Source organism: Dyadobacter beijingensis DSM 21582 (assembly GCF_000382205.1).
GTDB lineage: Bacteria > Bacteroidota > Bacteroidia > Cytophagales > Spirosomataceae > Dyadobacter > Dyadobacter beijingensis.
Window position 1 is genome coordinate 1137087 of record NZ_KB907788.1, and the last position, 20822, is coordinate 1157908.

Genomic DNA, 20822 nt, shown 5'->3' on the forward strand with positions numbered 1-20822 from the left:
TGGAACATGAAGACATTCAGACACATAACCTGCGCCGCACGGCTATTAACCGGCATGCTTCCGGCCGCGCTGCTGCTCACCGGCTGCGAAGACACCGGCTACCTCGACGTAGACGCTGCCAACCGGCCGCCATTGAGCGCTTACATCAGCTTTATTAATGCCAGACCTATCGATGCCGGCCTCTATTTCTGGACATTCACCGATAAGGTCACGCCCTCGCCGGTAGCGATCAACAAGGCTTCGGAGTATGTTCCTACCGTATTCGGCAACGTGCAGATCAATTTCACCGAGGGCAGCAATACGAGCTACAAAGCTTCCTACCAGTTCGGCAACTCGGCCACATTCACGGCTACCGGCCGCCCGAATGGTCCCATCGCGAGCTATTACCACACCGTAGTAGCCGCGCGGACGGCCAACAACAAGGCCGATTCGCTGATCCTTTTTTACGACGACCTCAAAGCCCCGGCATCGGGGAAGGCGAAGCTGCGGTTCATCAACCTCTCGCCCGGTGCCGGTACGCTGAATGTGTTGCAAAACGGCAAAACGCTCTTTAACCAGGTCGCATACGGTCGCGCGGCGAACTCGGCATTATCCGGCGAAGCGCTCAGCGCCTGGTCGCTGGGCCCGTTCGAAACGATCGACGCCGGTACCTACAACCTCGACTATCTCGACGCCGCCACGAGCCGCAAAGCCGGCAGCGCCACCATCCGGGTCGAAGCCGGCAAAATCTACACCGTCTTCACGAACGGCCTGCCGAACGCCACCCCGGCCTTCGCCACGAGCATAATCGAGCATCCTGTAAAGTAAATGGTGATTGGACAAGTACAAAGCCGCGCTGCCGATTGGCGGTGCGGCTTGTAGTTCTACTCCAAAACGGTCACTTTCAGTTTCGAATGCTGTGCGATTTTTTTGAATTCGGACTTGTTGAATGTGTATAATTCATTACAGTGGCGCTCTGCAATCGCGGTATGCAGGCAATCATTAATGTGTTGAAAACCCAAGTTTTTACAAAGTAAAATGGCTCTCTGCATTTCCGGCGTCGTGTAGGTCAATGGCTCAAAAGGCAGGAAGCTCGCCAGGATTAGTTCGATATCCTCCCTCTCCAATCCCAATCGATTCAAAACGAAGGCCGCCTCCTGCATGCCTAAAAAAGACACTCGGAGTTTTCCAGACGAAATTACGTTTTCGAAAACCCTTTCCGCCAGCCGGTATTTTGAAATGTCTTGTGGAACCAGAAAATGAACTAAAACATCGGTATCGAGATAAATCATAAATTCACCTCATTTGCGAGCTTCGAAATGTCGATAGTAGGATCTATCCTGGCATCTTTGAACAATTCGCGCAGTTCCATCATGCTGCGATAATGTCGTTCCAGCCGCGAAACATGATTGAATGCGTCAGTGTCGCCGTTGGGCTCGGTGGATTCCACAACGATCTTCAATTCGCCATCTCCGAAAATTTCCCTGAGTTGTTCGACGAACGCGGGTGTCAGGTTTCCCGCTTTCAAATGAAAAGTGTGTTGCATAGCTTTCTGAAATTGTTTTCACTAAAATAACAATTTCAGAAAGCATCGGCAAGCGGGTGCCGCCTACGGATCAACAGTAATTATCGTAGGCTATGCCACAGACAACAACCGGCGACTTAGCGCGCTGACGCGGATGCCTTTCAGGTATTTCGTGCGCTCTTCAATTTCGTTCTGGTAACGGAACGTGTAGCCTGGGCCGACGAGGCGTTTGAATTCACGGGTCACTTCTTTGAGCTGCTTGCGCGAGATGCCGCTGTATTCGAGTTGCAGGAGCTGCGATTTTTCAGCAGTGGATTTTTTGAGCTTCCAGTATTGCGGATGGTTCGGACCGATGGGCGCACGGAAATCGGTGTCGTGCTTTTCGCGGATCAGGAATTCGTAATCGATGATCATTTCGCTGCGGTTGCGGGCCACCTGCCCTCTTACCACGATCTTGGCCTCACGGCCTACGCTCAAATGAAAAATTTGCTCTAATATCATGATGGTTTCCAGTTAACAGGAGTTGATGCTCTCTCCTCCACAAATTCCGTTCCAGCATCAGGTGGTTCATGCAGGATTATTAGTCTACTTGTTTTATAGACAAAGTAAATTTAAAATTTTCGTTCCACAAAACTTTATGCTAAAAAGTTCGATTTCGCTTCAAACAGATGGTTTTGCAAAACAATTTTACCGATCTTGCCGCATTCACTACCAGCTACCTGAACCTTTCACCCGTCATGAATATCCGATTTGCCGGCCTGCTCCTGCATACGTTAGTAACTGCCCTGTTGCTCGCCGCTTTCCCCGCCCTGTCGCAATCCGCCTCCCAAAAGCAGCCGAATATCATCGTCTTCCTCGTCGACGATATGGGCTGGCAGGATACGTCCGTCCCGTTCTGGGACAAGCCGACGGACTTCAACCGCCGCCACCATACGCCGAATATGGAACGTCTCGCGCGCGAGGGCGTCAGGTTCACGAATGCCTACGCCACGCCCGTATGTACGCCTACCCGCGTGAGCCTGATCACCGGCGTGAATGCGGCGCACCACCGCGTGACGCACTGGACCTCGCCCGATCAGGACAAAAACACCGATTACGAAGACGCGACTTTGCAGCCCGTCGACTGGAATATCAACGGTTTCAGCCCCGAGCCGGGCGTGGCGCACACATTTCATGGCACTGCGTTACCCGCGGTGTTGAAGCAGAACGGCTACTACACCGTGCACAGCGGCAAGGCGCATTTCGGGTCGACGGGTACGCCCGGCGCCGAGCCGCTGAACATTGGTTTCGATGTGAACATAGCCGGTAGCTCCATCGGGCACCCCGCCAGCTATTCAGGAAAGGCCCATTACGACAGCCCGGCCAACGGCAAGCCGAACCGTAATGCCGTACCCGGCCTCGAAGCCTATCACGGCACCGATACGTTCCTGAGCGACGCGATCACGATCGAGGCGCTGAAAGCCATTGAAAAACCGGTGAACGAGCAAAAGCCATTCTTCCTGTACCTGGCCCACTACGCCGTGCATGTGCCGCTTACTGCCGACCCGCGTTTCCTGGATAAATACCTCCAAACCGGCCTCGACAGCACGGAAGCGAAGTACGCGGCATTGGTGGAAGGCATGGACAAGAGCCTCGGCGACGTGCTGAATTACCTCGACGACAAGAACATCGCCGGTAATACCGTGGTCATGTTCATGTCCGACAATGGCGGACTAAGCCTCTCGCCCGCACGCGGCGGCCGCGCCTGGACGCACAACCTCCCGCTGAAAGCCGGCAAAGGTTCTGTCTACGAAGGCGGTATCCGCGAACCGATGCTCGTCAGATGGCCGGGCGTGGTGAAGCCGGGTTCGGTAGCGGAGCAATATGTGATCATAGAAGACTTTTTCCCGACTATTCTCGACATGGCCGGCATTCGCAATGCGAAAACCGTGCAGCCGATCGATGGAAAGACCTTTTTACCTATCCTCAAAAACCCCGCCCTCCGCGACTACCGCCGCGGATTGGTATGGCATCACCCCAACCGCTGGATTCCCGCCGAGGGGCCCGAAATCCATTATGCGAGCGCATTCCGCCAGGGCGACTGGAAACTGGTCTACGACTACCGCCAGGCCAAATTGGAACTGTACAATCTGCGTCAGGACATTGGGGAAGAACACGATTTAGCGGCGAAGAATCCGGCAAAGGTGAAAGAACTGGCCGCATTGCTCACACGCCAGCTCAAAACCTGGGATGCGCAGTGGCCGGTATTTAAGGCGAGCGGAAAGAAGGTACCTTTTCCCGACGAGTTAGCCCTTTAAAAAACAAAACACCTCCCGGGAAGCCCCAAGAGGTGTATTCGCTTTACTCAACGTGTACATTACATGTACTTGCATTGTACGTTAAAATATAATGCCTGCGCAACACATTGTGTAACAAAAATTTATCCAACGGACACTAACCTTCCTTCTCTGCATTTTTCATCTTCATCAAAAGCGCGTATGCGTTGCGGACCACAAGCTTCGAATCGGCGGCAATACCCGCCCCGCTGATCTGCTGAAAGCCTTCCCTGACGGCCCCAGGCTGGATTTCAACCATTTCGAAGCTACCCGAGTCGCGCTCCACGAAAACAAAGGATTTGTTTTCCCACCGCACGACGGCATCTTCCGGCACGGTGAGCGCCCTGGCATTCGCCACGGACACCTCCCCGTTCATGAACATACCCGGTACGAGCGACGGACTATATTGGTCGAAATGGCAATGCACTTCTGCCATTCTGTCATCGGTAAGGCTCTTTCCGATCAGGATAATTTCGGCCGTGAACTTCTTCGAAGGGTCGGCATTATTGTACGCGGTCACGCGTTGTCCCACCGCTAATGCATTCAAATCTTTTTCAAACACATTCAACGCCAGGTGAATATCGTGCGGGTCGACGAGCTCGAAAAGCATATCCGTCGGCGCAGTATATTTGCCCACATTCACATTCACTTTCGAAACAAAACCGTCGATCGGCGACAGGATAGGCACTGTTTTGGAAATATTCTCCGCATTGAGCTTCCCCGGTGCGATGCCGATTACTTCCAGTTTGCGCGCGAGGGCATTCATCAGGATACGCTGCGTCTCCATTTCGGCCCTGGCCTGCTGGAAGACCTTATCGCTGCTGGCTTTGCTCTGGTTGAGGTCTTTCTGCCGCAAATACTCGCTTTCGGCCAATGAGTACTTCTCGCGGGCAGTGAGAAAATCCTGTTGTAGCTGGATAAACTGCATGTCTTCCAGCTCAGCCAGCACCTGCCCCTTTCTGACGCGCATTCCCGGAAGCATTTTCGTCGATTTCAAATAGCCTCCAAGCGGAAAGCTCAGGCTGATCGTGCTCTGCGGTGGCACGTCGATCTTCCCTTGGAGCATGAGCACGCCCGATACGTTTTTCAATGCGGGATTGCCCACTTCAATGCCCACATTGCGTATCTGCTGCGGATCGAACGATACCGAGCGTGTGGCAACGGCACTTTCGGCGGGTTCTTCGGAGACCGCCTGCTCCTTTTCCGGGGTACCGCACGAGAGGCATGCCCAAAGCGCGGCGGAGATGATGATGTATGGTTTCATGGTGATGTGCTTACTGATTGTTCAAATGAAGTAACTGGATAACGGCGTCGTTGTAGCTGCCCAACGCATTCACATATTCGCCCTGAATGGCGATGGACTGGCCTACCAGGATTACCCATTGCAGGTAGTCGATTTCACCGCCGGAAAACTGCCGGTCGGCCACGGCGATGATCGTCCGCGCATTCGGCAGGCCCTGCTGCTCATAATATTGAAGGTTACGGGCAAATTTCCGGACCTGCTCCTGCGCACTCCGCAATTCCGAGCGCAGGCGTTGTTCGGTTAGCTCGGCGTCGTTGCGGGCACGGAGCCAGTCGAGGCGGGCGGCGGAAATCTGCGCCTGGTGCGATTTGAAAAACAACGGAATATTCACGCCCAGGCCGTAGTAACCGAACCGGTCTTTGCCTGTCAGGTTCACTTCCTGTCCATTGAGCAGCTGCGTGCCGCGCAGACTCTGGTTGTTATAGGCGGCCGAAAACTCGGGCAGCATTCTGGCTTTTGCAGTACGGTAATTGAAGTACGCCGTTTCCGTCAGCTGCTTACCCATTTCGATTTGCGGCAGATCGGTGTATATCGCAGCCGTGTCGAGCCGGAAACTATCCGGTCCGGTAATGCGGGGAGCTTGCGGTGCCGGGGTGTAGGTCAATGAATCCTGCACCTGGAAATTGAAACGTTCGCGCACCCATGCGAGATCGTGCCGAACGAGGTCCAGCTGGTTGGCGATCTGCTGTCTCTGCGAACTGGCGGCCGTTTTTTCCAGCACATTCGAGGCGCCCTTCTCGAAACGAAGCGCCGATTTGCTATCAAAACCGGTGAAAACACTGTCGGCATACACCAGCAGCTTCTCGCGCTCCCGCAACACGGCATATTCGTAAAAAAGCTGCCGTACGCCCGTCCGCACTTCCTGCTCGGTGAGCCGGGTTTGTGCCTGGGCAGCCCGATAGCCGGCCTCGCGTGCCTTTCGCTGGTTGGAATAAACAGTTGGAAAAGCAATCGTTTGCGTAATGCCGATGCGCGTATCGTTGTTCGGGCTATTGAATTTACCGTAATCCGCGCTCACGCTCGTTTTCGCAATGTCGAACGCACTGCCCCTCAGCTTGTCCGCAGCCTGCTCGCCCAGCCGGGTGCTTTTAATAAGCCGGTTATGCGCCAGTGCCTTTTGGATGGCTTCCTCCACGCCCACGGGCGTCTGCGCCTGCGCGGGCAACGCCCACGTAAGCGAAGCAAACAAAATCATAGCCGCAGCCACGATACCTGCTTTGCCGGAAGGGCCTTGTTTTGTATTAAACAACAAATACAATGCAGGTAACACAAACAGCGTGAGCAAAGTAGCCGTCATCAGCCCGCCTATCACCACGGTGGCGAGCGGCCGCTGCACTTCCGCGCCGGCGCCGTTGCTGACCGCCATCGGCAAAAACCCCAGCGAGGCCACGGCGGCCGTCATGAGTACGGGACGGAGGCGGTTGCGCGTGCCGGTCATCACGAGCAGCAGCGGGTCGGTGATCTTCCCCTCCTTTTTAATGCGGTTAAATTCGGAGATCAGTACAATGCCGTTCAATACCGCTACGCCGAACAACGCGATAAAACCCACGCCTGCCGAAATACTGAACGGCATACCCCGCATCGCTAGGGCAAATACACCGCCAATGGCCGACAATGGAATGGCCGTGTAAATGAGCGCGCCATCCTTCACCGACGAGAATGTAAAATACAGCATCACAAAAATAAGCAGCAGCGCCACCGGCACGGCAATACCGAGCCGCGCCTTCGCCTGTTGCAGGTTTTCGAATGCGCCGCCATAGGTAATGGAATACCCGCTCTCGAACCGGATCTTCGCCGCTACTTTTTGCTGTAACTCTTCCACAATCGACTGCACATCGCGGCCGCGCACATTGAAACCGACGATAATGCGCCGCCGCGTATTTTCCCGCTGGATCTGGTTCGGGCCCTCGATCTCGCGCACCGTGGCGACCTGGCTAAGCGGGATCTGCAATCCGGCGGGCGTCGATACGAGCAGGTTTTGCACGTCGGCCATGCTTTTGCGTCCCTCGGCCCCGACACGCACCACGAGGTCGAAACGTTTTTCGCCTTCGTAAATCTGCCCGGCAGCCGCGCCCGCGAATGCGGCATTGATGGTTTTGTTGAGCTCATCGATATTCAGGCCGTATTTGGCAATTTCGGCCCGGTTGAAATCGATCACGATCTGCGGCATGCCGGTTACCTCTTCCACATACCAGTCGGCGGTGCCGTCCACTTTCCGTGCGATCTGGCCGAGCTGGTCGGCGTAGGCGGCGAGCTTATGAAGGTCTTCCCCGAAAATCTTGCACACCACATCCTGCTTCGCACCCGTCATGAGCTCGTTGAAGCGCATTTGGACCGGGTATTGAAAGCCGGTGGTCACGCCTGGCACAACCTCCTGCGCGGTGGCAGCCATTTTAGTTGCCAGCTCAGGGAACGTCTTCGCGCTTTTCCATTCCGATTTATCTTTTAAAACAATGATCATATCCCCGCCTTCGATCGGCATCGGGTCGGTCGGAATTTCGGCGCTGCCAATGCGGGACACGACTTTCAGCACTTCGGGGTAATCCTTTTGCAGCCGTTCGGAAATGCGGTTGATGGCATCGATGGTCGTGCTGAGGTTCGTACCGACAAGCAGGCGCGTCTCGGTGGCGAAGTCCCCTTCTTCCAGCTGCGGGATAAACTCCCCGCCCATGCGCCCGAATACCACTACCGCCAGCCCGAACAGGACGAATGCCGCCGCCACGAGGACGCCCTTCAGACGTAATGCGCGCGCCAGTACGCGCTCATACCCGCGCTCGATGCGTTCCATCATCCGGTCCGACCAGTTGCCTTCCCGGCTGATCTTCTTGCTGATCAGCATCGAGCTCACCATCGGCACGTAGGTCAGCGACAGGATAAATGCCCCGAGAATAGCGAACGCCACCGTTTGCGCCATTGGTTTGAACATTTTACCCTCAATACCCGACAGCGAGAGGATCGGCAGGTATACGATCAGGATGATGATCTGCCCGAACACGGCCGCATTCATCATCCGGCTCGCCGAACCCGAAACCTCCTCGTCCATTTCTCCCTGCGTGAGGCGCGCCACGCCCGCATAGCGCGAGGAGGTATGCAAATGGTGCAGAATGGCCTCCACGATGATCACCGCCCCGTCGACGATCAGTCCGAAATCCAGGGCCCCGAGGCTCATCAGGTTGCCGCTCACGCCGAACAGGTTCATCATAGCCACGGCGAAAAGCATCGAAAGCGGGATCACCGACGCTACGATAAACCCGGCTCTCAGATTGCCCAAAAACAGCACCAGCACGATCACGACGATCACCGCACCTTCGAGTAGGTTATGCTCTACGGTACCAATCGCATTGTTCACCATTTTGGTACGGTCGAGAAACGGCTCTATTTCCAGCCCTTGCGGCAATGTTTTGGAAATTTCGGCGATGCGCGCTTTCACATTCCCGATCACTTCCGACGAATTGCCGCCTTTGAGCATCATCACAATGCCCCCTGCCACCTCGCCGTATCCGGCCATCGTAAGGGCGCCGTACCGGATTGCCGGCGCGAAACGCACCTTTGCCACATGGCTTACGAGTACCGGTACCCCGCCGCGGTTGGCGACGACGATCCGATTAATGTCGCCAATCGAACCGGCGAGGCCCAAGCTCCGGATGTACAGCACCGTCGGGCCTTTTTCAATGTAGGCGCCGCCCGTGTTCTGGTTGTTCCGGCTCAGCGCCGTAAGCACGTCGGTAATGGTCAGGCCCATGGCTTTCAGGCCCGACGGGTCCACAGCCACTTCGTATTGTTTGAGCTCCCCGCCGAATGTCGATACGTCCGCTACGCCCGGCGTGCCGAGCAGCTGGCGGCGAATGAGCCAGTCCTGCGTGGTGCGGAGGTCCGAGAGCGTGAAGCGTTTTTCGAAGCCCTTTTTAGGCTTTACTACGTATTGATAGATCTCTCCCAAGCCGGTCGTAACCGGTGCGAGCTCCGGCTTGCCGGCAGTTTCAGGCATTTCTACCTGCGAAAGGCGTTCGGTAACCTGCTGGCGGGCCCAGTATATGTCCGAATCGTCGTCGAAAACGATGGAAACGAGCGAAAGCCCGAAGCGCGACATGCTCCGGCTTTCTTTCAGGCCGGGAATGTTGGCCGTAACTTGTTCGATCGGGAAGGTGATGAGCCGCTCCACATCCTCGGTACCGAGCGACGGTGCGGTGGTGATGATCTGTACCTGGTTATTGGTGATGTCGGGAACGGCATCGATGGGCAACCGGGTAAGTTCATAGATGCCGCAGGCCACCCACAGCAACATTAATATCCCGATCACCAGCTTGTTCTCCACGGAGAACCTGATGATTCTGTTCAGCATATTGGTCGAAAAATAAATACACGGATACGCGCAGGGCCACGTCAATGGCACGCACGGATAACTCGGGCATTATCAGCCCGCGAGCAATGTGTATTTACGCGCGCGGCGGACGGAAGAGGGAGCCGAGCACGGTGCTGTAGTGCACCTGCGGCACAGCCGGGCCATATTCGGCCTTGATGGGAAGGTATGCTCTTTTGAAAGTGAATACAGGCGTATGCGGAACGAAAATGAAGCTGGACGTGTGTGCTTCCACCTTTTTGAAAGGGAGCTGCATGTCCTTATCGTCGTCGTTGTCGTTCAAATCCTTGCCCAGGTAATGCATGGAAAGGAAATCCGGAAAGGTAATGGCCTGGTTCAGGGATTTGTGTTCTGCGAAATGTTTGAGCAGCAAAGGCACTTTATACACCTGGCACAACGAGGTCGTGTCGAGGATGACTATAAATAAAATGATATTTCGCAGCAGCTTTCTCACGCTCGTAAAAGTAACGCACAGTATCGTTAAAGTCAACCAAAGGTCTTCAAGAAAGCATATTTAACCTCCGTTACCGGATAAAATGCGACATGCCGGTACGAGGCCGGCATGTCATTCACTGAAAAAGTACAAGTTTCCTACCTGATATTCTTATTATCTCCGATACTAGCGGCCGCCGCCGGAGCCCTGCAACGACGACAGTTTCGATTCGTCGTCGGCTATTTTCTTTTTCAATGATTCGATATTTCTATTGAGTTTATCCAGGTTATCGGACGCGCGCCGGGCTTTTTTCGCATCGCGGTGGGCAGAGCCGGCACTTTTGCTCGCGCGGCGTGCCGCCTTTTTGTCCTGTGCATTGCTGCCCAGCCTTTCCGCTGCTTCTTTATTGGCATCGGCCGATTTTTGTGCCTGCTCGGCTGTTTTCGCCACTTCTTCGGTTCTACCCGGCAGCTCGTTTTCCAATTTGGCCAGTTCCAGTTTACGCTCGTTCAGCCTTTTGCTGACTTCGATTACCTGTTTCTGGTCTTTCAGCATGTTGATAGAGTCTTTGGACACCACCTGGGCCGATGCCGATAGCGAGATCAGCACGATGGCCAACGATCCTATTATGTCCCTGATTTTCATAATGGTTTTGTATTTAAATGAAAGTAATAATGTGTAACGGCGCAAAAACCATGCCTGCGCTTCGGACTAAATATAATGGGCCTGCCGGAATCAAACAATGATTTTCCGGGTTATTACCACATGCTTCCCGTAAGCAGGATCACTCTTATTCACTAATTCATCAACAATTTTGAAAAATATTTTACGCTGGACCATTCCGGGCCTGGCCTTCCTCTTCGCTTCGTGCGACAGCCTTTTTCAATATAATCCCAATGAGGAAACCCTCCTCGACCGCGAAAAAGACCTGACTGCGAAAAACATCGCACGCATCAGCCAGCTGCCTGTGGCCGACACCACCCGCTTCATCCTCATGGGCGACACCCAGCGGTGGTACGACGAATGCGAAGATTTCGTCAAAAGTGCCAATCAGCAAAAAAACATCTCGTTCGTGCTCCACGCCGGCGATATTTCCGATTTCGGGCTTACGCAGGAGTTCAAATGGGTGAACGAGATCATGCTGCGCCTGAAATACCCGTACGTGACGGTGATCGGCAATCACGACATTGTCGCGAACGGCTCGGCCACCTACCGCAAAATGTTCGGGCCGCTCAACTACACCTTCGCGTTCGGCCGCGACCGGTTCATTTTTATCAATACCAATTCCCGCGAATACGCCTTCGACGGCTCCGTACCGGACATTGGCTGGCTCAAAGCACAGCTCGCCGACAATCCGGAACAGAAAAACACGATCGTGGTCGCCCACGTGCCGCCGTTCGACGCGGATTTTGACAAGGAACTTGAAAAACCCTATACCGAGGCGCTTGCAGGCGACCCTACGGTAAAGTTCTCGCTATACGGCCACCAGCACCGGTTTCACGACGGCGAGATTTACGACGACGGCGTGCATTATTACCTCACCACCTCCATGGGTGCGCGGGGTTATATGGTTGTTTCAACCTGGAAAGGCGGTTATAAAGTTGAACGGGTTGAATTCTGAAAGCCATGAAAAAATATTTGCTCCCATTTCTATTCCTATTGAGCCTTTCGGTTTCCGCCCAGGAAGTCGGGCTTTCACCGCGCCGCAAATGGTTTTTGCCCGACCATTTGAAACTGCAATTTGCGGGCAATATCGGTTTCCTTTCGGGCGGACCGGGCTATGTGTCACGCAACATGACACTGGAAACAGACCTGCTGATCGGCTTTCTGCCCCAAAAATTCGGGGGTGACGCGCTCGTGAGCACTACTCTGAAAACAACGTATTCGCCCTGGCGTATCAGCCTGAAAGACAGTTACTACATCCGCCCGTTCTCCATCGGAGCCTATATGAGCTATACGTTCGGGCCGCAGTTCGATACCAAATGGCCGTCGTACTATCCGTCGGGATATTACTGGTGGGCAACTTCGATCCGTCCCGGCGCCTTCATCGGCGGTAAGGCGGGCCGCCATGTGGTACTCAACAACCGGAGGCGTTCGATGGAATTCTATTACGAACTCGGCACTTACGACCTGCTGATCGTCAGCTACATTCAGAATAAGGGGTTTCTCAAAATCAACGACATCGTGAGCCTTTCGCTGGGACTAAAATTCGGTTTCGACTAAATGCGTTCCGTTTTGGAGGAAATGTCGCGGATGATTTCGTCCAGGGCATATGCCGATGTGAGCACGTGATCGAGCAGCTCGGTTTTCTCGGTTTCCGAATGCTGGTAGTTGCTGATGAGGTCGATCAGCCCCATGAGCCTCGCGAGCGGCGCGCGTATCACGTGCGACTGCATCCAGGCGATCTCCTGCAACTTGTGGTTCCGCTCCTCGATCTCGCTGATGTACCGCAGCCGGTCGGTCACGTCGTGGCCGATCGCGATCCAGTGCGTATGTACGCCGCGCACGTCCGTAACGGGCAGCAGCGCGAGGTTGATATAACATTCCTCGTCCTCCCGGAGGTACCGCAGGGTCGCACCTTTGAGCGGTTCCAGATGATAAATGGCATCTTTCAACCGGTCAAAATCATTCCGCGCGGGGCTGAAACCTTTCAGCAGCGCCGGGCTTTTGCCCAGCACTTCGGCCGGCGCGTAGCCCGTGATCCGCGTGAATGCGGCATTGACATACAATATTCGTAACCCTGTGACATCCCGTGGGTCGGACTCGGCGATCAATACCGCGTCGTTCGTATTGGTAATGACCGACACGAGCAGTTTCAGTTCGTGCTCTTCCTGCCGGGCCTTCGTGATATCCACCATCAGGCCCCGCAGCAATTCCGGCTTGCCGTTTTCGCTGATCACCGACACGACGTCTTTGATCCACACCAGCCTGCCGTCGCGGGCGATCATGCGGTAGTCGAACGTGTGGTTGCGCATTTCCTGCGTCTCGCGGTGGCAGAAGCGCACGGCCTGTTCGCGGTCGTCGGGGTAAATGTGTTTTTGCCAAAAGTCGGGATCGCCGAGCCATTCTTCCGGCGAGTAGCCGAGAATACTGCGGACCTGGTCGCTCACAAAACTGAACTGAAATGTGCTCGCGTCCGCTTCCCAGAAAATCCCGTCCACCGTTTGAATGAGCGATTCGAACTGCCGGTGCGATTGCAGCAGCTCCTGCTCCACCATTTTCCGGTTGTGGATATCCTGGATAACCCCGTAAATGCGGGTACAAACGCCTTCGACCGCATCGGCCTTACCGGTTACCCTGATCCACTTTTCGCGGCCGGACGGGGTATCGATCAACAGTTCGAGGTCGAAAAACTTGCCATCGGCGATCGCTTCGGAAATGGCCTGCACGAATGCGTCGCGGCCGGGGCCGGGATGGCAGAAATCGATAGCCGTGTGAAAGCCGGGCTGGTAGTCGGCCGGTACTTCATGGATTTCTTTCGCCACATCCGACCAAACGATCACCTGGTTGATCAGGTCGCACTCCCAGCTGCCCACGCGGGCAATGCGGAGCGTTTCGTTCAGGAATTTCCCGGATGTGAACGGGTTATGCGTTTGCTGGGCGAGCGTCACCTCCGTTACGTCGGTTACCGTGCGCAGGATGCACGTGATCTGGCCCGCCTCGTCACGCACCGGCGTATTGCTGGCGTGCAGGTACCGGACCTGCGGCTTATCCGCACCCGCCGGTGTCACCAGGTATTTCGATACCGGCGCCTCGTTAGGCAGGCCATCGGCCACCAGCTTTTCCAACAGGCTGTTCCACGGCGGCACACTGTTGTAGGGATTGTTGGGGAAAGCCTCGTAAAACCCTTTGCCGATCAACTCGTCACGGGTCATGTGTACCAGGGCGAGGTAGGCATCGTTGGCGTCGGCAATGGTAAATTTGGGAACGTCGGTCAGAAGCACCAGGCTTGGCGCGGGCAGCGATCTGAATACCTGACCTAAATAATTGTTGATCATATCGTTTTGTCGGCCAGCACGGCCCAATGCACTGTTTCTCCTAACGATATATAATAAACGTCTATATGAAATCCCCTCGTCCGCAGCCCCATTATTTCGTACAATTTAAAGATATTTTCGACTAAACGGCGTAATTTAATGACTATATTGGCAATGTACCTCAAAATACGGCATGAAGACCATTATACCCATCACCGCCTTGTCATTGCTGACGGGCATTATTGCATTTAACCATGAGCCGCGCACTGAAACTTTCAACAGCGCACCCGCCGAAATCCCCGTCTGCGGCCCAGCCTACCAGAATTTACAGGCACCTTTGCTAAATGGCAAATACATTGTGGCACTGCCGGGATGGGGTAATTTCTCCTACAAAGTATCGACCAGCTCCGATAGCTCGCAATTCTATTTCGATCAGGGTCTGAACCTCTATTACGGTTATCACTTCAAAGAAGCCGTCGCGTCGTTCCGGGAAGCAGGACGGATCGACTCTACCAATGCGATGGCATTCTGGGGACAGGCGCTCGCGATGGGGCCGTATTACAATGCCGCCCATAGCTACACCAAGCCCGCGGAAGTGGCACAGGCGTTAATTCGTATGAACAGCCTCACCGCCCATGCCACCGAAAAGGAACAACGCCTGATCGACGCCATGAATAGCCGCTACTCCGACGACCCGACCGACGCCAGACGTGCCGAACTGAACCAGGCCTATTCCGACAAACTCAAAAAGCTCGTCACCGACCATCCGGACGAAACCGAGTTCAAGATCCTGTACATCGACTCCCAAATGCTGATGCACGCCTGGGATTTCTGGAAAAAAGACGGTACCGCCAGGCCCTGGACGCCCGAACTCGTGGCGCTCTGCGAAAAAGCACTCAAAGCCTCCCCGAAACATCCTGCCGGCCTGCATTACTACATTCATCTCACCGAAGCATCGCGGCATCCCGAAGTGGCGCTGGGGAGTGCGGAAGCCCTCCGCGACCTGCTCCCGGGCGTAGCGCATATGGTACACATGGCCAGCCACGAATACGAGCGCAATGGTCTTTACGGCAAAGGCGTGGAAGTTAATAACCTGGCCGACGAGGCGCTGCTCAACTACGATATGCTGGCCAAAAACCTTGCATTAAACAAGCATTCACCGCATTACTTCGCCGTGCAAACCTACTGCGCGCTCACCGCGGGTATGTATAAGGACGCCACGCGCTATGCGCAGCGCGTACGCCAGAGCGTTGCGCCCAAGCCGGAAAATACCTATGACCAGTATCTGTATATGCTTCCCGTGATGACGCAGGTGCGGCTGGGTAAATGGCAGCAGATCCTCGCCGATTCGGCTCCCGACCATTCATGGGCCTATGCCAGCCTGCTCTCCGACTTTGCCAAAGGCATTGCCTATGCCCACACCGGCCGTCCGGACGCCGCCGCTGAGCGGCTCGCGTCGCTGAGAGAAAAATCCAAAGAGCCTGTGCTCACCAGGCGTAGGATACCATTTAATTCGCCCGTCGAGATAGCGGCCGTTGCCCAAAAGGTGCTCGAAGGCGTGTTGGCCATGGCGCAAAACAACCAGGCGAAAGGCATTACGGCACTGGAAGAAGCGGTAAAGCTGGAAGACAAGCTCATCTACACCGAACCCAAAGACTGGCCATTGCCCTCGCGGCAATTCCTGGGCGCTTACCTCCTGAAAGCAGGCAAGCCTGCACTGGCAGAGAAGGTTTACCGCGAAGACCTGATCTATAATCCGTCCAACGGCTGGTCGCTCGTGGGCCTGTCGCAGAGCCTGAAAGCGCAGCGCAAAACGAAAGAGATCGCGGGCATAAAAGCCAGATACGAACGTGCATTCGCCAATGCCGAGCAGATTCCGGCGGGGTCGGTCTTTATCAGATAACATCAGTCGTAGGTTGCTATGGGCGCGTTCAAAATCAGTCGGGCAGGCCGGAACACCATCTTGTCGGCCACTTTGGTAGCGGGTACGCTCGATATCCTGGCGGCATTTCTCGTGTATGCCGTGATTCTGGAAAAAACGAGCCCTGCGCGTATCCTGATGTCCATTTCCAGCGCGGTGTTCGGTAAGGCCGCCTATTCGGGTGGTACGCCGATGATCGTCACCGGCCTGCTGCTTCATTTTGTGATCGCATTCATTTTTACGGTTTTCTACTACCTCATTTTCCCCAGCCTGGCATTTCTGCGCCAGCGAAAACTGCTCAGCGGGATTTTGTACGGTGTGTTCATCTGGCTGGTCATGAACCTGGGCGTGCTGCAAATCGTGTTTGAAGGCATGCCCCTCCCCGATCCCGGCGCAGCGCTGCTGGGCATGGCGATCCTCATCGTGGCCGTGGGTATCCCCATTTCCTACATCGTGTCGGCATCCGGGCGGCGGTGACCTGGGCTAGGCGACCATTCTTTCCAAATGCTCTTCCAAAGTCGTAGGCATTTCCGCACGAATGGTACCATGCCCCTCCGGCCGGGATTTTCCGCTGATCACGGCGTCGGTCATTTCCACGAAATTCCGAATACCATCGTGGGAAAAACCGATCGATTCCAGCGTGTTGCCCCACTGGCCGCGCGGGATCTGCTGCGCTTTGACTTTTTTGCCTAAAACCTTCGTCAACACGCCAGCCACATCTTCAGAGCTGTAAGCCGCCGGGCCGTATAGCTCGTAAATGGTATTGTCGGCATCGTCGCTGAGCAGCACTTCCGCCGCAAAATGGCCGACATCGAACGGGCATATCATCGGTATTTTCAGGTCCACGGGAAAGAATGTGGGCAAAACGCCGCTTTCCTTTGCCGTATCGAGGTAATTTTCCCAGTTGCTGAAATAGTAGGCCGGGCGGATGAAAACCCGCGTCAGATCCATCCGGTCGAAAGCGTGTTCGAGCATGTAGGACATTACCAGGTTGCCTGTGCCCTCGCGGTGCTGCGCGCCCATGGACGATAGCCCCACGATCTTTTGAATGCCGCTGGCGATCAGTGCCGCCCGGTAGTTGGTGAGAATGTCGTTCGTATCGCCGAGCACATTCTCCTCCTGCCCGGTTTCCGGCGTGAGCGCGAAAAGTGTCTGCCCGTCGCGCAGGGCCACCTTTAATGCTGGCAGGTTATGCGCATCGGCAATGGCGGCATCCGCGCCGCCGGCTTTCAGTTCCTCCGCTTGGTCTTCGTTCCGCACGATTCCCTTGACCGCTGCATTCCGTTCTACAAGCTCTTCTACAACCGCCGAACCGACCCGGCCCGACGCTCCTAAAATGATATGTGCCATGATTTTCAGTTTGTAGTGATTTTGAAAAATGCGGTTACATCAAAAATCAAACCAGCGGGGCGGCTATCGGGCTGCATTTGGCATTTGATCCCCGTTTCAATGCAGCTCGTCAAAACAATTTTTGCATTGGAAGGCTACCATTTTCTTTTGCAGGCAACATCCCGGCAAATATGACTATGAACCGCCGCCATTTTATGCAAACAGCCTCCCTGGCCACCGGCGGGATGCTATTATCCTTTTTTATCCCTCCAAAATCGCCGGGCGGCGTATTGCGGCAGGCGGGTTTTTCGCCGAATGCCTTGCTCCGTATCGATGCCGACGACACAATCCGCGTTATCCTGCACAAAGTGGAAATGGGCCAGGGCATATGGACCACGCTCCCGATGCTCATCGCGGAAGAGCTGGATTGCGACTGGTCGCGGATACGGGTCGAAAACCGGGTCATCGAAGGCCCGGTGCCGGAGGAAAGCATCTTCGTGCTTTCTACGGGAGGCTCGGATACTACCCGCTCGGAGTTCGACCGGTTCAGGACCACGGGCGCCATTGCCCGCACCATGCTCGTGCAGGCGGCCGCGAAACGCCTCGGCATCGCTCCGGATCAATGCACAACGGCCAATGGGTACGTAATGGCAGGATCGACAAAAATCAGCTATGGCGCGCTGGCTTCGGACGCAGCGCAGTTACCCGTCCCAACCGTGAAGCTCCGCGAGCGCAGCGAATGGAAATTGATCGGCCGGTCGCCGCAGCGGCTGGATATTGCCGAAAAAGTCAATGGCAAGCTGCCATACGGCATCGACATCCAATTTCCGGGCCTGCTTGTTGCCGTGCTTGAACGCTGCCCCGTTTTTGGCGGAAAAGTAAAATCCTTCGATGCGTCAGAAGCCTTGCGCGTGGCCGGGGTAAGAAAGGTAGTACCAATACCGTCTGGCGTGGCTGTCGTAGCAGCGCATTCCTGGGCGGCTATCCAGGGGAGAAAAGCGCTCAAAATCGAATGGGATTTCAATCGGGCTGAAAATCCCGAGATGCAGTCGCAGATCGTGCAGTACCGAAATGAAACCCTCAAACCGGGCATTAAAGGCCAGTCGAACGGCGACGTCGCCCATGCGTGGCCGAAAGCGGGCGCCGTACACGAGCAGGAATTCCAGTTTCCTTACCTTGCCCACGCACCGATGGAAACGCTGAATTGCACCGTCAAACTCACGGCCGGTCATTGCGAAATCTGGACGGCCACCCAGTCGCAATCGCTGCACCGGCAGGACGCGGCCCGCATACTGGGCTTCCGCGAGGAGCAGGTGACGCTCTACACGCCCGCGATGGGCGGCAGTTTCGGCCGCCGTGGATCATTCGGCTCCGACTGGGTGATGGAGGCATTGCACATTGCCAAAGCTTCCGGCGAACACATCAAACTCATCTGGACGCGCGAGGACGATATCCGCGGCGGCTATTACCGGCCGGTGTATTTCCACAAGGTCAAAATCGGGATCGGTACCGACGGGCTGCCGATGGTCTGGGAGCATCACGTAGCGGGCCAGTCGCTGTTTGTCAATACCGTATTGGAAAAAGACATCGCCCCCAACGGCCTCGATTATAGCACGCTCGACGGCGTAAACGGCTCGCCCTACATCGCGCGCTGCCCCGATCACGCTGTCATTTTACACACGACGGCCAACAACGTACCGGTGCTGGCCTGGCGGTCGGTGGGCAATACGCACACGGCATTCGTTATGGAAACGCTGGTGGACGAACTGGCATTCCGCGCCGGTCGCGATGCCGTCGGATACCGCAAAACGCTGCTGGCAAACCATCCGCGGCACCTGGCCGCATTGACCACCGCGGCCGAAATGGCCGGCTGGGGGCAGCCGCTTCCGACCGGCCATTTCCGCGGGGTGGCCGTGCATGCGGCGATGGGCAGCGTAGTGGCGCAGGTGATGGAAATATCGTTTTTGGAAAACGCATTAAAAGTACACCGCGTCACGTGCGCGATCGCCTGCGGGCTTGCCGTGAACCCCGACGGCATGAAAGCACAAATGGAAAGCGGCATCATTTATGGCCTTACGGCAGCACTGTATGGGGAAATCACGCTGACGAACAACGGCATTCAGCAAAGCAACTTCCACGATTACCGGATTTTACGGATGGAAGAAGCGCCCGAAATTACCGTGCATATCCTGGAAGATGAAGGCAAAATGGGCGGCGCGGGCGAGCCGGGCGTGGCACCCGTGGCACCGGCATTGGCGAATGCATTCTTCGCGGCTACGGGCAAGCGCGTGAGGAAGTTACCATTGCTGGGCAATATTTGATAAATTGGGGGTATGCAAAAGGCTGTTTCGAAACTGTACCATATTCCGTTCTGGCTGGTCTACCATTATTTGTGGTGGGTGGTGGCGATGGGTAACCCGCTCAAAGCGGCCGAAAGCATCCTGTTTTCGCCTTATGCGGTTAAATTCCTGTTTTATGTCGTTTTCCAGGCGGTAGCAGTGTATTTCAATTTATACTACCTCATCCCGCGCTACCTGGAAAAGGGCCGTTATAAACCCTACATCGCCTACCTGGGCATGACGTTGCTCGCTACCGCGCTCGTGATCGTTTCGGGATATTATGTCAGCGCGTGGCTGGCGCACCAGTCGGTGGAGATGCTCTTTGGGCGGGATAAAAATTGCTTTTTCTACTTTTTCGGAGAGGCGATGCCGTCCACCCTGGCCAGTACCACGCTGGCGATGAGCATTAAACTTACCAAAAACTGGATCGGTACCGAACGGCGCAAACAGCTCCTGGAAAAAGAGCACCTCGAAACGGAACTGCGCTTTTTGAAACACCAGTTTAACCCGCATTTCCTGTTCAACAGCATTAACTCGATATTTTTCCTCATTCACAAAAACCCGGACGTCGCGTCTGCTTCGCTCGCGAAATTTTCGGAACTGCTCCGGCACCATTTGTACGAATGCAACGACGAGCTCGTACCGCTCGACAAGGAGGTGGCGTATCTCCGCAATTTCATCGCCCTCGAAAAGCTGCGGCAAAACCGCGGCGTGCTGGTTACGGCAGAAATAGCCGATTTACCGGGCGACGCGGGCATTGCCCCGTTTATTCTGATGACCTTCGTCGAAAACGCTTTCAAACATATTTCGAAAGACAGCCACTGCGAAAACCGGATCAGCATGCAGCTTCACACGCAGGGCGACGATCTTCATTTCCTGGTTTCGAATACCGCTTCATCGGTCGCTGTGCAGCAGGCCGCGCATGATGGCGGCATCGGCCTCAAAAACGTACGCCGCCGCCTCGACCTCCTTTATCCGGGCAGGCACATGCTTGACATTCAGAAAGATAATGGCATTTTCAACGTACATCTCACCCTCTCGCTGGACCCGCACCACGCACCTCAGGCCCGCCAGCATGCCATTCAGTAACCGAGCGTACGGTTACTGAATGGCTTTATTTACATTTACTTTTATTAAAAACACTTTCTTTTTCTTTCACAAAGTTAACCCAAGGGTAATGTCGCCTTAACGGCATGATAACATTGCCCGCCTACATTTGTGCCGGATTCAGCGGTCAACCTTTCCTTCTCTATACGTATACGATCAAGCGGTAAAAGCGCGCGACGGCTATTCTGATCTGACATTGTTTCTGATGCCCGTCCGGCACCGGCACGGCTGTTC

17 protein-coding genes are annotated in these 20822 nt (G+C 55.2%); 8 read left to right on the top strand and 9 right to left on the bottom strand.

Annotation, left to right across the window (positions count from 1 at the left end; genetic code table 11):
* The first annotated feature begins 6 nt into the window (after window positions 1-6).
* Window positions 7-807, top strand: a complete 801-nt coding sequence (locus tag H144_RS0118235; protein ID WP_026350795.1) for a DUF4397 domain-containing protein — start codon at window positions 7-9, stop codon at window positions 805-807.
* 56 nt (window positions 808-863) lie between these two features.
* Here the strand turns inward: H144_RS0118235 and H144_RS0118240 are convergent, their stop codons facing one another.
* The 3 genes from H144_RS0118240 to H144_RS0118250 form a co-directional block, all read right to left on the bottom strand.
* On the bottom strand, window positions 864-1271 hold the full coding sequence (locus H144_RS0118240; protein ID WP_019943539.1) for a PIN domain-containing protein: 408 nt from the start codon (window positions 1269-1271) through the stop codon (window positions 864-866).
* Window positions 1268-1525 carry a hypothetical protein gene (locus H144_RS0118245; protein ID WP_019943540.1) on the bottom strand — a complete coding sequence of 86 codons (258 nt, stop codon included), beginning with the start codon at window positions 1523-1525 and terminating at the stop codon, window positions 1268-1270. The genes H144_RS0118240 and H144_RS0118245 overlap by 4 nt, the downstream gene beginning before the upstream one ends.
* Window positions 1526-1615: 90 nt before the next feature.
* Window positions 1616-2005, bottom strand: coding sequence for a hypothetical protein (locus H144_RS0118250; protein WP_026350796.1), 390 nt, complete (start codon window positions 2003-2005; stop codon window positions 1616-1618).
* Between the two features lie 167 nt (window positions 2006-2172).
* On the opposite strand from H144_RS0118250, the gene H144_RS0118255 reads away from it, so the two are divergent.
* The gene (locus H144_RS0118255; RefSeq protein ID WP_019943542.1) at window positions 2173-3801 is read left to right on the top strand and encodes a sulfatase; all 1629 of its coding nucleotides are present in this window, start codon (window positions 2173-2175) and stop codon (window positions 3799-3801) included.
* 136 nt (window positions 3802-3937) lie between these two features.
* Here the strand turns inward: H144_RS0118255 and H144_RS0118260 are convergent, their stop codons facing one another.
* From H144_RS0118260 to H144_RS0118275, 4 genes are all read right to left on the bottom strand, one after another.
* Window positions 3938-5083 (bottom strand): efflux RND transporter periplasmic adaptor subunit, encoded by a 1146-nt coding sequence (locus H144_RS0118260; protein ID WP_019943543.1) that lies wholly within the window; start codon window positions 5081-5083, stop codon window positions 3938-3940.
* A 10-nt stretch (window positions 5084-5093) separates the two neighbouring features.
* Window positions 5094-9464 carry a CusA/CzcA family heavy metal efflux RND transporter gene (locus tag H144_RS0118265; protein WP_019943544.1) on the bottom strand — a complete coding sequence of 1457 codons (4371 nt, stop codon included), beginning with the start codon at window positions 9462-9464 and terminating at the stop codon, window positions 5094-5096.
* A gap of 94 nt (window positions 9465-9558) precedes the next feature.
* The gene (locus H144_RS0118270) at window positions 9559-9936 is read right to left on the bottom strand and encodes a hypothetical protein (protein ID WP_019943545.1); all 378 of its coding nucleotides are present in this window, start codon (window positions 9934-9936) and stop codon (window positions 9559-9561) included.
* A gap of 165 nt (window positions 9937-10101) precedes the next feature.
* Window positions 10102-10560 (bottom strand): hypothetical protein, encoded by a 459-nt coding sequence (locus tag H144_RS0118275; RefSeq protein WP_051100125.1) that lies wholly within the window; start codon window positions 10558-10560, stop codon window positions 10102-10104.
* Between the two features lie 169 nt (window positions 10561-10729).
* Between H144_RS0118275 and H144_RS0118280 the strand changes: the two genes are divergently transcribed.
* Both H144_RS0118280 and H144_RS0118285 read left to right on the top strand, forming a co-directional pair.
* Window positions 10730-11536 (top strand): metallophosphoesterase family protein, encoded by an 807-nt coding sequence (locus tag H144_RS0118280; RefSeq protein WP_019943547.1) that lies wholly within the window; start codon window positions 10730-10732, stop codon window positions 11534-11536.
* A gap of 5 nt (window positions 11537-11541) precedes the next feature.
* A complete protein-coding gene (locus H144_RS0118285) occupies window positions 11542-12138 on the top strand; it encodes a hypothetical protein (protein WP_019943548.1) in 597 nt (198 codons plus the stop codon).
* On the opposite strand, the gene H144_RS0118290 is transcribed toward H144_RS0118285, so the two are convergent.
* On the bottom strand, window positions 12135-13913 hold the full coding sequence (locus tag H144_RS0118290; protein WP_019943549.1) for a PAS domain-containing protein: 1779 nt from the start codon (window positions 13911-13913) through the stop codon (window positions 12135-12137). The two genes, H144_RS0118285 and H144_RS0118290, sit on opposite strands and share 4 nt — an antisense overlap.
* A 172-nt stretch (window positions 13914-14085) precedes the next feature.
* Between H144_RS0118290 and H144_RS0118295 the strand changes: the two genes are divergently transcribed.
* On the top strand, window positions 14086-15795 hold the full coding sequence (locus H144_RS0118295) for a tetratricopeptide repeat protein (RefSeq protein WP_019943550.1): 1710 nt from the start codon (window positions 14086-14088) through the stop codon (window positions 15793-15795).
* Window positions 15796-15813: 18 nt separating this feature from the next.
* The gene (locus tag H144_RS0118300; RefSeq protein ID WP_019943551.1) at window positions 15814-16290 is read left to right on the top strand and encodes a hypothetical protein; all 477 of its coding nucleotides are present in this window, start codon (window positions 15814-15816) and stop codon (window positions 16288-16290) included.
* Between the two features lie 6 nt (window positions 16291-16296).
* On the opposite strand, the gene H144_RS0118305 is transcribed toward H144_RS0118300, so the two are convergent.
* Entirely contained in the window at window positions 16297-17163 is an 867-nt protein-coding gene (locus tag H144_RS0118305) for an NmrA family NAD(P)-binding protein (protein WP_019943552.1), read from the bottom strand.
* A 194-nt stretch (window positions 17164-17357) separates the two neighbouring features.
* Between H144_RS0118305 and H144_RS0118315 the strand changes: the two genes are divergently transcribed.
* Both H144_RS0118315 and H144_RS0118320 read left to right on the top strand, forming a co-directional pair.
* Window positions 17358-19463, top strand: a complete 2106-nt coding sequence (locus tag H144_RS0118315; protein ID WP_229207932.1) for a xanthine dehydrogenase family protein molybdopterin-binding subunit — start codon at window positions 17358-17360, stop codon at window positions 19461-19463.
* A 12-nt stretch (window positions 19464-19475) separates the two neighbouring features.
* Entirely contained in the window at window positions 19476-20570 is a 1095-nt protein-coding gene (locus tag H144_RS0118320) for a sensor histidine kinase (RefSeq protein WP_019943555.1), read from the top strand.
* The last annotated feature ends 252 nt before the right edge of the window (window positions 20571-20822 follow it).